Raw genomic sequence first — 12276 nt, 5'->3', positions numbered from 1 at the left:
GCTGAGCTCGGTACTGAAAAGCTTCCTGCAAAGATAGTTGGGAAGCAGGTCAAAATCAAAAATGGGAAGAATCGAAACCTGAAAGTGACACAGAAGATCACAACAAAGGCCGTGCCAGGCAAATAGTCTTGAGTTTCTCGTCATTTTTTGGTAAGTACCTGCGTAAGCCACCCGCAGATATGTTACTTCCACGCTCATCTTGGTTCGCCGGACGGCCCTCCGGTCAATTGTGGGGATGATGCTCTGGAGCATCTGCGCATGTGTCGACCCGGAATCTCTTGCTTATGCAGCGACGGATACTCGCACTCGCGGAAGGACGCTTCAGCCCGCTGAAGTCCAAAACGGCAAACGGCGCAATTGCCTATTTGCCGGGTGAAGTCATAGGCGTCATTGACAGTACGAAGGCCGGCATGAATGCCCAACAGGTGCTCGGATACGGGGGACCCATTCCGGTTGTCCGAAACCTTGATGAAGGGCTTCGGCTCAATCCAACGCATTTGCTCATCGGTATTGCACCGTCAGGCGGACGATTGCCTGACGCGTGGCGGGACATTATTCGGAATACGATCAAGGCCGGTCTGCACATTCTGAGCGGGCTGCACACGATTCTTTCCGACGACACTGAATTCAAGACACTTGCCGGAGAACACGGCGTCAGTCTGACAGATTACAGAAAGATCCTCCCCGAATCAGAGGTTGTCGCAAGAGGATCGTGGCGGACCCGATCGGCGAAGGTCATTCTGACGATCGGAACAGACTGCAATATCGGCAAGATGACGACGATGCTGGAGGTTCACAAAGACCTGGTGCGGCGCGGGCTTCGGACAGACTTCGTAGCGACGGGTCAAACAGGAATGATGATCCGCGGCAGAGGCGTCGCCGTCGATTCGCTGATCGGCGACTACATCGCAGGGGCGATCGAGCTGGAAGTGGACCGTTCGGTTGCGGAAGGATACGAGTATATTCTCGTGGAGGGGCAGGGCGCGCTGACGCACATCGGATATTCGAGTGTAACACTCGGGCTTATTCATGGAACCATGCCAGATGCGATGATCCTTTGCCATCAGCCGACCCGTTTGAAGGACGATTACGGACTCGTGCTTCCGGATCTGAACACGTTGATCGCGTTTCATGAAACTGTCGTAAGGTATTTCCATGAAACCAAGGTTGTTGCCATTGGGCTCAACTCTGTCGGCCTCACAAACGAGGAATCACAGGAAGCAGCCGGGCGTATCACTGACTTGACGGGTCTGCCGGCGGTCGATGCGTTTCGTTTTGGCCCCGAGAAATTGACGGATGCTGTGATCGAGTATTTTTCTTCTCCACCTAAACGATCGTAAGAAGGAGTCTTGTGGACGCATTTCGCTACGAAGAACATGAGCTGTGCTGTGAGGAAGTCCCGTTATCGGAGCTCGTCGAGGAATTCGGCACACCTCTGTACGTGTACAGCCGGAAGCAGATCATTCAGAATTTCCGGACGCTCGAGGCCCCTCTGGCCGGCACAGACCACCTCGTCTGCTATGCGTTGAAGGCAAACGCTAACCCGGCGTTGCTGAAGCTCCTTGCCCAGGAAGGAGCAGGGGCGGACGTTGTCTCGTCAGGGGAGTTGTATTTTGCCCTCATGGCGGGATTTGCGCCGGAGCGGATTACCTTTGCCGGCGTGGGTAAGCGGGACGATGAAATCGAATATGCACTGAAGAACGACATCTACTCAATCAATACGGAGTCTGCGCAGGAACTTCAGATCGTCTCGCTGGTTGCCCTCCGGCTCGGCAAGAAGGCGCGTGTGACCTTGAGGGTCAATCCCGACATCGATGCGCAGAGCCATCCGTATATCACGACCGGTTTGAAGCAAAACAAGTTTGGCGTTCCAGCTGAAGAAGCGCTCGGCATCTTCCAGTATGCGGCGACGCTCCCGAACCTCGAGGTCATTGGGGTCCATGCTCATATCGGTTCTCAGATCACGAGAGTTGAGCCGTTCGTCGAGGCCGCCCGATTTCTTGCCGGGATGGTGCGATCGCTGCGCGAAGCGGGATTGCCGATTAGTCACCTTGATTTCGGAGGTGGGTTTGGCGTCCAGTATTTGAATGCGCTGGCGTGTGAGGGTTTGCCGCAGGAATCGGACGCGATACCGGTTCCTCCATTGAATCTCTTCATCGAGGGAGTGCTGCCTGTTCTTCAGGAAACGGGGTGCACTCTCTGGTTTGAGCCGGGTCGCTCGATCGTCGCCAATTCCGGAGCGCTCCTGACCAAAGTTCTCTATACGAAAGAGAACGGCCTCAAGAAATTCGTGGTTGTAGACGCAGGGATGAACGATTTGCTCCGCCCGAGTCTGTACAATGCCTATCACCAGGTTGTTCCTCTCAAACTGCAGACGTATGAGCACGAGCGGGTAGACGTTGTCGGGCCAATCTGCGAAACAGGCGATTTTCTTGCGCGCGACCGGTCTCTGAACAAGTCAAAAAGGGACGATGTCCTCGCGGTTATGACCGCAGGGGCATACGGTTTTTCACTTTCCTCCAACTACAACGCCCGGCTGCGTCCAGCCGAGGTTCTTGTCAACGGTGACAAAGTCCGCGTCATACGCGAGCGGCAGACGATCGAACAATTGTTATAGTGATGGGAGAGAAGGCGACGATGAAAGCATATGATGTGGCGGTAGTCGGGGCGACCGGGCTCGTTGGCAGGACAATGATGCGTGTACTGGAGGAACGGAAGTTTCCTGTCAATCGGCTGCTGCCGTTGGCGTCTGAGCGGTCGGCCGGAAAGCAAGTGACGTTCAATGGCAGGACTATTGAAGTCGAGACACTCACCCCTGAAAAATTCAAAGGCATCCACTTCGCTCTGTTCTCTGCCGGTGCAAGCGTCAGCAAGGAATTTGCTCCTCATGCCGTGAAGGCGGGAACAGTAGTTATCGACAACAGCAGCGCGTTCCGCATGGATGAAGATGTGCCGCTGGTCGTTCCGGAGGTCAACCGCCATCAGGCATTCAAACACAAGGGGATCATCGCCAATCCGAACTGCTCGACCATCCAGATGGTCGTTGTTCTGAAACCATTGCATGATCGGTACACGATCAAACGTGTGGTGGTATCGACGTACCAGTCGGTGACCGGCGCAGGTCAGCGGGCGGTTGCACAGCTCGAAGACGAGGTGGCGCAGCGGCCCCTGCGCGACAAGAAGTTTCCGCACCCCATCGCATACAACTGCCTGCCTCATATCGATGTCTTCTTCGATGACGGGTACACGAAGGAAGAAGTGAAGATGAAACTCGAAACGAAGAAGATCATGGAAGCCGACATCCCCGTCACGGCGACGACGGTCCGGGTTCCCGTGATGGGAGGCCACAGCGAATCTGTTAACATTGAGTTTGCGAAACCGTGCACTGTGGACGAAGTGCGCGAGGTTCTCAACCATGCTCCGGGTGTCGTCCTGCAGGATGATCCCGCCCACAATGTCTATCCAATGCCGCTGACGGCGTTCGACAAAGACGATGTCTTCGTCGGCCGGATCCGATTGGACGACACGGTTCCCCACGGCATCAATCTCTGGATCGTCTCGGATAACATACGCAAAGGAGCTGCGACGAACGCAGTGCAGATTGCGGAAGCTCTCATCGCAGGCACATGAACGGTGATGAGCGCTCGCCGAAACAAAACTCGCACGGCAGTTCTCTCCCTGGTGTTTTTCCTTATGTCCGCTGCCGGGTGTCACAAACAGGCGGGAAAAGATCCGGGCTCTGCGCGCACCTACCACATCAAGGGCCTCGTGATGGCTCTTCAACCCGCCCGCAAGCGAATTGTCATCGCACACGAAGAGATCCCCCAGTACATGAAGGCTATGACAATGCCGTTTAGCATGCCGGATACCACCAGGATGCAGGGAATTGAAGTCGGCGACTCGGTGCGCGGCCTCCTCGTTGTTGAAAAATCCGGAGCCTGGCTCGACAGCGTAGTTGTCATCGCCAAAGTTCCGCAATCAGAAACCCGCTGACAAGAACACACAATGTTGTGGAGAATGCTTTGAAGCTCGATTTTCGCGAACGGTTGAAACGGGGTCCGATTCTGTGCGATGGCGCGATGGGAACGCTGCTGGATTTGTATGACTACAGCGATCGACCGCATGAGATTCAGAATCTCAAGAACCCTAAAACTGTCGAGCGCATCCATCGTGAATATATCGATGCCGGCGCGGAGATCATCGAGACGAATACGTTCTCAGCCAACCGGTTCCGGCTTGCTCAGTTTCATCTTGAAGACCGGATAAAAGAAATTAACCGGGCTGCCGTGGACATTGCGCGCAGGGCTGCCAGGGACGATGTGTACGTTGCCGGTTCTGTTGGACCCACGGGAAAACTGCTCGAGCCGATTGGAAAAATCAAGCTCTCCCAGGCCCGCTCAGCGTTCAAAGAACAGATCGAAATCCTTCTCGAAGGAGGGATCGATCTGCTTCTCCTCGAAACATTTGTCAGTCTCCATGAGCTCGATGAAGCCATCGCGGCGGCGAAGGAGCTCACCACCATTCCGATTGTTGCCCAAAAGGCGTTCGCCGAAGACGGTTCGATTCTTGCCGGATCATTTCCGCTCGAGGTCGTTGAGCACTTGTTGGAACGGGGTGCCGACGTCATCGGGGCCAACTGTACCGTTGGTCCGCAGAGAATGTTCAGCATCATCCGGGCGATGTACAAGGATGGCATCATTCTTTCGGCCCAGCCGGCCGCCGGGATTCCCACACTGCAGGATGGACGCTCTGTGTACCACACCTCGCCTGATTACCTCGCGGCGTACGCACGGGAGCTGGTACAGGCAGGAGTGACGCTCATAGGCGCATGCTGCGGCTCGACGCCTGCCCACATCAGGGCAATGCGCAAGACCCTGGATGAGCTCGCAGGCAGCCCGGCTCCGGACATCACCGTTCGGGAGACCGCCGTGGTTTCTTCCGGACGTAAACCGAAACCAGGTGGAGACGCCGCCGTTGCCGAACAGCTGCCGGATACCCGTTCGTTGTTTGAGCGAAACATCGGAAAGAAATTCCTGGTCACCGCTGAACTCGATGTCCCGCGGGGACTCGATATGTCCTCGGTCATCGATGGCGCCCGCTACCTCCATCGCCATGGAGTCGACGCAATCAACCTTACCGATGGTGCGCGCGCCCGGCTACGCATCAGTCCGATTGCGCTCTCCTTCCTGATCCAAAAAGAAGTCGGCATCGAAGCGATGACCCATCTTACGACGCGCGACAGAAACATGATCGGCCTGCAATCCGAATTGCTCGGCGCCCACGCGTTAGGACTGCGCAACATTCTCTGTATCACAGGTGATCCTGCAAGCATCGGCGACTATCCGCATGCGACGTCTGTTTTCGACGTGGATTCCGTAGGACTCATTCGTGCCCTCAGCGCGATGAATGCCGGCAAGGATCTGATGGGTAATTCCATCGAACAGAGAACTTCGTTCATGATCGCGTGCGCGGCAAACCCGAAAGCAGATGACATGGATCGCGAGATCAGGCGGTTATCGAAAAAAATCGAGGCAGGCGTGAATATTATTTTTACGCAGCCGATGTATGAAATGAGGACACTTGAGCAGTTCATCAAACAGATCGAGCAATGGAAGACGCCGGTCATGCTCGGGGTGCTTCCGCTCAGAAGTCACCGGCACGCCGAATTCCTGCACAATGAAATACCAGGAATGATCATTCCTGAAAGCACCAGAGAAAAACTCCGAAACGCAGGTGATAAAGCGGCTGCCGCAGGCGTTGAGTTGACGAAGGAGTTTCTTCTCGAAGCACGTCATCTCGTTGCAGGCGCATATCTTATGCCGCCGTTCAAGAAATATGAGGTTGTTCCGCAGATTCTCGAAGCCATCCGCTGATTTTCCCCCTTCTTCGCCCATTCCTACGGTTCACAGGACATCCAGTCACATTCGGTCGCTCTTCTGTCAGGATTGAGTTGCGTACTGACAAACATCATTGTTTGCATTCACGATTCTGGAAATGAAGAGGATTCGGGTTCGCAATTGCCGGAAGGGACTACCGGTTTTCTTGCCATTTTGAGCCAGAATCTATTGGCATTGATATTGCCAGAAATCATGGACCGTAGCACCGTGGATTTCCACGGAAGTGATGAGGAACAAGGCGCGAGCTTTCACGATCACAGAATGTCGTTGGATTTCTCCATCAGTATGTTCCAGAAGTAGATTCTGCTCGTTTTAATCTGCTTTGCAACGTTGCTTCTGTCGTCAGCATCGAAAGAGCCTCGATTCACAGTTCCTCCGTTGGCATCACCGTGCGAGCATTGCAGCAGCTTTTTAGCTTTCTGCCACGCCTTTGTTTGTCATGCGCGCAGTGCTTCGCTCGTCACGAAGGGCGGCGAACGCGTGCCGCAACAGCCCCCGGGCTGTGTTGTCGCCGACCATGTCTCATGTAGATCACGACCATAAGACGAAAACGCAATTATTATGCCTACCGAAGCAAAGAAACCATCAACGCATCCGAGCGGCGATAACCGCTTCAAGCTGCTGGACCGGGCAATCACGAAGCATCAGGCGAGCGGTGATGCGCTGATCGAGATTCTGCACGTCGCGCAGGGGATCTTCGGCTATCTCGAAGACGATCTGCTCGTGTACATTGCCCACAAGCTCAAATTACCTCTCAGCCGAGTACACGGCGTTGCCACCTTCTACCATTTCTTCCGCCTCAAGCCCCAGGGCAAGCACACGTTTGTTCTTTGCACAGGCACGGCGTGCTATGTGAAGGGAGCGGCGGACATTCAGAAGGCTGTGGAGCATCAATGCAGCTGCAAATTCGGCGAGACGACCAAAGACGGAAAGATATCGCTCATCTCGGCGCGGTGCGTAGGATCATGCGGCCTGGCTCCGGTCGCAGTGCTCGACGATGCAGTGGCGGGAAAACTTTCTGTCGATGAATCCATGAAACGTGTCAAACGATGGCAGGAAGAGCCTGCGGAGGTTGCAGCATGACAGTCGAAGATCTCCGCGAACTCGCGGAAAAGGAACGGGAGCGTCAAGCCCAGTTTACCCACCGGATATTGTACTGCGCGTCCGCAGGCTGCGTGTCAAGCGGTTGCGACGCGGCACGCGAATCCCTGAAGAGTGCGCTCCAGGAAAAAGGACTGACGAAAACATGCGAAGTGCTCGGAACGGGCTGTCTGGGGCTGTGCGGCGAAGGCCCGCTGATCTATGTGCAGACAGACAATATTCTGTACCAGCGCGTCACTGCCGACATTGCACGCCGCATCGTGGATGAGCACATCGCCGGGGGACGGCCCGTCAAAGAACATATGCTCGATCTCTCCTCGCCGTTTTTCGCTTCGCAATTCAAGATCGTGCTCGAAAACATGGGGCGTATCAACGCAGAGAGCATTGACGAGTATGTCGCCAACGGCGGATACGAGGCCCTGGCGAAAGCGCTTTCCGAGCTTTCACCTGATGAAGTCGTCGAGGAAATTCGCAAAAGCGGATTGCGCGGGCGGGGCGGCGCCGGATACCTCACGGGGCTGAAGTGGTCGCTTGTCCGCAAGAACAAGGGGGAGCAGAAGTACGTCGTGTGCAACGCCGACGAAGGTGATCCCGGAGCGTTCATGGATCGCAGCGTCCTGGAAGGGGATCCGCATCGGATCCTTGAAGGGATGGCAATTGCCGGCTACGCAGTCGGGGCAGGACAGGGATTCATCTATGTCCGCGCAGAATATCCGCTGGCCATTGATCGACTGAAACTCGCAATCAAGCAGGCGGAACGAATCGGGCTTCTGGGAAACAGAATTCTCGAGTCGCAGTTCAACTTCCGCATCGATCTTCGGATCGGGGCCGGCGCCTTTGTGTGCGGCGAAGAGACCGCGCTCATGCGCTCCGTCATGGGGCGTCGCGGCAGACCCAAACCGCGCCCGCCGTATCCGAGCGAAAAGGGGCTGTGGGACATGCCCACCCTCATCAATAACGTCGAAACGTTCGCCAATGTCGCACCGATCATCAACAAAGGGAGCGCGTGGTTTTCGGGAATTGGAACGCCGAAAAGCGCGGGGACGAAAGTCTTTGCACTCGCAGGAAATGTCCGCAACACCGGGTTGATTGAAGTGCCCATGGGCGTCCCTCTTCGCAAGGTGATCTTTGACATCGGCGGCGGCACGCCGGAAGGAACAGAGTTCAAGGCAGCACAGATCGGCGGCCCTTCGGGCGGATATGTCACGAAAGAACACCTTGATCTTCCAGTCGATTATGAATCGCTCCCGTCAGTCGGTTCCTTCATGGGAAGCGGCGGTATGATCGTCATGGACAACACCGCGAGCATGGTGGATGTTGCGAAGTACTTCATGGAATTCTCGATGGATGAATCGTGCGGCAAATGCATCCCATGCCGCGTCGGCACAAAACACATCCATGGTCTGCTGGAAAAAGTGGTAAGCGGCAAGGCGACGTACGAAGATTTTGAGCTGCTGAAGGAGCTGTGCGCGATGGTGAAAGAAACGAGCCTGTGCGGGCTCGGACAGGGGGCGCCAAATCCGGTGCTCTCGAGCATACGCTTTTTTGAGCATGAATATACTTCGGTGTTGAAAGAATCGGAAGGATTCGTGGAAACACCCGAGAATTCCAGCGCGCTGGAGAAGAAGGCATAACATATGGCGATTATCACATTTACGATCGACGGCGAAACGTTTAGCGCCCAGGACACCGACACGATACTCCATGTGGCGCGCGAGCACAAGATTCATATCCCGACGCTCTGCTTCCTGGAGGGCCTGTCAACCTTCGGTGCTTGCCGCCTCTGCCTGGTGGAGATCGGTGGCTCTCCAAAGCTTCAACCGGCCTGCACGACGAAACCGACTGAAGGCATGGTTGTCCAGACAAACACCGAGCGGCTGAAGAAATACAGGCGGATGATCGTCGAGCTCCTCGCGTCGGAAGGAAACCACCAGTGTGCGGTCTGTGTGGTGAACAATTATTGCGAGCTTCAGAACCTTGCCTATGAGGTTGGATTGGAATACGTGCGGTTTCCGTATCTCTATCCGAACAAGAAAATCGATGCTTCGCACAAGCAGTTCGTGATGGATCAAAACCGCTGTGTCCTCTGCACGCGATGTGTTCGCGTGTGCCACGAAGTAGAGGGGGCACACGTCTGGGATATCGGCGGCCGCGGGATCACTTGCGAGATCATCTCCGGGCTCGACCAGTCGTGGGCTCTCTCAGATTCGTGCACGGCCTGTGCCAAGTGTGTGCGCGTGTGTCCTACGGGAGCGCTGTTCGAAAAAGGCATGACGGTCGGCGAGATGCAAAAAGAACGGGGATTCCTGAAGTACATTGTGACAGCGCGGAACAAACGGGAATGGATCAGCACGGCGCACGAAGAGGAATAGTATTACACTGGAAAACATCTTGAAGATTCTCACGCAAAGGCGCCAAGGCGCAAAACAACGAAAAGGGAACAATCCCCTAGTGGCTTTGCGTGAAACTCTCACGCTCCTATCAGGTGTATTTGAGATAGGTTCTAATTAGAAAGAACAGAAGTCTATGAAACCACGTGTTGCGACAGCATGGCTGGGCGGATGCTCCGGCTGCCATATGTCCTTCCTCGATATGGATGAACGGCTCATCGAGCTGGCCGACAAGATGGAACTCGTGTATTCGCCGCTTGCAGATATCAAGGAATTCCCCCACAACGTCGACGTGACGCTCGTTGAAGGCGCGGTGGCGAATGTGGAGAACGAGGAACTTGCCCACATCATCCGGAGAAACTCACGCATGGTCGTTTCGTTCGGGGACTGTGCGACGACCGGCAACGTCACTGCGTTGAGGAACAGATTCGAGAAGGATGACGTCGAGAGCCGCGCATACGTCGAACTGGCGGACAAGAACAAACAAGTTCCCAATGAAGGACAGACAATCGCGATGCTGCTGGACAAGGTCAAGCCGTTGCACGAAGTCATCAAAGTCGACGCATTCCTGCACGGCTGTCCACCCACTGCCGATGAAATCTGGCAAGCGGTCAACGAACTGCTGCAGGGGAAGAAGCCCTTGCTTCCGACCGCCTATATGCGGTATGGTTGATCGCCGGCTCGTTGCGGTCATCAAGAGAGATACTCACCGATTGTAAAATGAGAGTACTATGTCGAAGACGATTACGATAGAACCTGTCAGTCGGATTGAAGGTCACGCAAAAATCACGGTGCAACTGGACAAGAACGGCGACGTTGCTGACGCCCGTTTCCATGTCAATGAATTCCGCGGGTTCGAGAAATTCACAGAGGGAAGGCTGTTGTGGGAAATGCCCGGCATTACAGCGCGCATTTGCGGTATTTGCCCGGCAAGCCACCTGGTGACCTCTGCGAAGGCCGGGGACGAAATTCTCGCGGTCGACATTCCCGAAACAGCCGACAAACTAAGGCGGCTCCTGACACTCGCCCAATGGATGCAGTCGCACGCTTTGAGTTTCTTCCACCTTTCGTCTCCCGATTTTCTGCTCGGTTTCGATTCCGATCCTGCAAAACGGAATGTGTTCGGCCTGATGGCTTATGATAAAGAACTCGTCCGGCGCGGAATCCGGCTTCGCAAATTCGGACAGGAAATAATTGAAATCGTTGGAGGAAGAAAGATTCACACGCCGGGGATGGTCCCCGGAGGCGTCCGGGATCCTCTGGATCCTGCCAAGCGCGAGTACTTGCTTGAGTGCATTCCGGAAGCGAGGGGGACTGTGAAGCTCGCCCTGGATGTGCTGAAGAAAGTGCACGAAGAGTATAAGAACGAAATTCCTCAGTTTGGCAATTTCCGTTCTCTTCTCGTGGGGCTTGTCTCAAAAAAAGGCGGACTGGAGTATTACGATGGCCATCTGCGGATCAAGGACGGCAACGACAATACCATCGCCGACGAGCTCGATCCGAGAGGCTTTTTTGATCTTTTTGGTGAAGCAACAGAGCCATGGACCTGGCTGAAATTCCCCTATTACAAGCCTGCTGACTATCCCGACGGAATGTACAGGGTTGGTCCGCTGGCAAGAGTAAATATTTGCGATTTCATCGAGACCCCTTTGGCCGAGGCCGAGCGGCGTATCTTCAAAGCGATGAGCGGCAATGTTGGAGTTGTGAACAATTCGTTCTATTATCATTATGCCCGCCTGATTGAGCTCATGTTCACGGTCGAAAAAGCGGAAATGCTCCTCGCCGATCCGGCCATTCTCGGCAAGAACATCCGCGCGCAGGCAAGCGTCAACAAGGAAGAAGGGGTGGGGTGTTCCGAAGCTCCGCGTGGAACACTCTTCCACCACTACTGGGTGAATCCTGACGGATCAATCAAGAAGGCAAATCTTCTGATTGCGACTGCCCAGAACAACCTTGCGATGAACCGCACTGTCCGTCAGATCGCCACTCATTTCATCGACGGCAAGAAGGGAAAGATCTCCGAAGGTATTCTCAACAGGATCGAAGCGGGTATCCGCTGCTATGATCCCTGCCTTTCGTGCTCAACGCACGCTCTCGGACGCATGGCAATGCACCTGGAGGTACTCGGCAGCCAAGGTGAAGTGATCACTACTCTGACCCGATGAACAAAACGCTCGTCATAGGATACGGCAACACACTCCGCCGCGACGACGCCGCAGGAGTCTATGCGGCCGAACGCATCGAACAACGCTACCCTGGCGTGGAATGTCTCACCGTCCAGCAACTCACATCGGACATGGCCGTCACGCTCGCGCACTACAGGACGGTGGTCTTCATCGACGCGAGCACTACAGCAAAAGAGCTGCGCGTCACAAAACTGCGCCCCACGGATGCTATGGTTGAGTATGACTCGCATTCCATGACTCCGCAGATGTTGCTCAATGCGAGCAACGACCTGTACGGGCTCATTCCGCGCGAAACGGTTCAAATAGAAATTCCCGCCAACGATTTTACGCTCGGCGAGTTGCCTTCTCCGAACGTTCGGGCAATCGTCGACCAGTGTGTCAACGATTTCCAGCAACTCGTTTTTCCAGCCACGTTCTGATAAGTGCTCCGACACACTTCTTGACACAAAGCCACCGGGCGTCCACATAGGAATCAGATCAGCAGAAAGCTTCCTTAGCTTTCTGTTTTCGGCGGATTCAATCCGGATGTTCCAAGGCAAGGGTCTTGAGAAGGTGGGAACATTCAGGAAGCGTCCTTGCAGTTCTCCTTTTGTGAATACGTTTACGCAACCATTTCCTTTCGTGACATACCACGTTCAAAATCGATTTGCGGTTCTAATAATCCCCTTGCTTTTAGGAACGCGATTCGTGATATTTCTGCGA

11 protein-coding genes are annotated in these 12276 nt (G+C 54.8%); all 11 read left to right on the top strand.

Translation table 11 applies throughout. The features are described from left to right. Positions 1–284: 284 nt before the first annotated feature. Positions 285–1340: a DUF1611 domain-containing protein gene (locus tag NTU47_13355; protein ID MCX6134794.1), complete on the top strand. Its 1056-nt coding sequence runs from the start codon at positions 285–287 to the stop codon at positions 1338–1340. A gap of 11 nt (positions 1341–1351) precedes the next feature. Further along, positions 1352–2617, top strand: a complete 1266-nt coding sequence (gene lysA / locus NTU47_13350) for a diaminopimelate decarboxylase (GenBank protein ID MCX6134793.1) — start codon at positions 1352–1354, stop codon at positions 2615–2617. A 20-nt stretch (positions 2618–2637) separates the two neighbouring features. After that, positions 2638–3630 carry an aspartate-semialdehyde dehydrogenase gene (locus tag NTU47_13345; protein MCX6134792.1) on the top strand — a complete coding sequence of 331 codons (993 nt, stop codon included), beginning with the start codon at positions 2638–2640 and terminating at the stop codon, positions 3628–3630. A 6-nt stretch (positions 3631–3636) separates the two neighbouring features. Continuing rightward, positions 3637–3993 carry a copper-binding protein gene (locus NTU47_13340; GenBank protein ID MCX6134791.1) on the top strand — a complete coding sequence of 119 codons (357 nt, stop codon included), beginning with the start codon at positions 3637–3639 and terminating at the stop codon, positions 3991–3993. A gap of 29 nt (positions 3994–4022) precedes the next feature. After that, the gene (locus NTU47_13335; protein MCX6134790.1) at positions 4023–5873 is read left to right on the top strand and encodes a bifunctional homocysteine S-methyltransferase/methylenetetrahydrofolate reductase; all 1851 of its coding nucleotides are present in this window, start codon (positions 4023–4025) and stop codon (positions 5871–5873) included. Between the two features lie 585 nt (positions 5874–6458). Beyond that, positions 6459–6980 carry a bidirectional hydrogenase complex protein HoxE gene (gene hoxE / locus NTU47_13330; GenBank protein ID MCX6134789.1) on the top strand — a complete coding sequence of 174 codons (522 nt, stop codon included), beginning with the start codon at positions 6459–6461 and terminating at the stop codon, positions 6978–6980. Next, the gene (locus NTU47_13325; protein ID MCX6134788.1) at positions 6977–8632 is read left to right on the top strand and encodes an SLBB domain-containing protein; all 1656 of its coding nucleotides are present in this window, start codon (positions 6977–6979) and stop codon (positions 8630–8632) included. Before hoxE ends, NTU47_13325 begins: the two co-directional genes overlap by 4 nt. A gap of 3 nt (positions 8633–8635) precedes the next feature. Beyond that, entirely contained in the window at positions 8636–9370 is a 735-nt protein-coding gene (hoxU, locus tag NTU47_13320; protein MCX6134787.1) for a bidirectional hydrogenase complex protein HoxU, read from the top strand. Between the two features lie 154 nt (positions 9371–9524). Further along, positions 9525–10061: a hypothetical protein gene (locus tag NTU47_13315; GenBank protein ID MCX6134786.1), complete on the top strand. Its 537-nt coding sequence runs from the start codon at positions 9525–9527 to the stop codon at positions 10059–10061. 58 nt (positions 10062–10119) lie between these two features. After that, entirely contained in the window at positions 10120–11553 is a 1434-nt protein-coding gene (locus NTU47_13310; GenBank protein ID MCX6134785.1) for a Ni/Fe hydrogenase subunit alpha, read from the top strand. Further along, positions 11550–11993 carry a hydrogenase maturation protease gene (locus tag NTU47_13305; protein ID MCX6134784.1) on the top strand — a complete coding sequence of 148 codons (444 nt, stop codon included), beginning with the start codon at positions 11550–11552 and terminating at the stop codon, positions 11991–11993. Before NTU47_13310 ends, NTU47_13305 begins: the two co-directional genes overlap by 4 nt. The last annotated feature ends 283 nt before the right edge of the window (positions 11994–12276 follow it).

The organism is Ignavibacteriales bacterium (assembly GCA_026390595.1).
In the GTDB taxonomy this organism is placed as follows: Bacteria; Bacteroidota; Ignavibacteria; order UBA10030; family UBA10030; genus UBA9647.
This window is presented reverse-complemented; position numbering and strand designations above follow the sequence as displayed.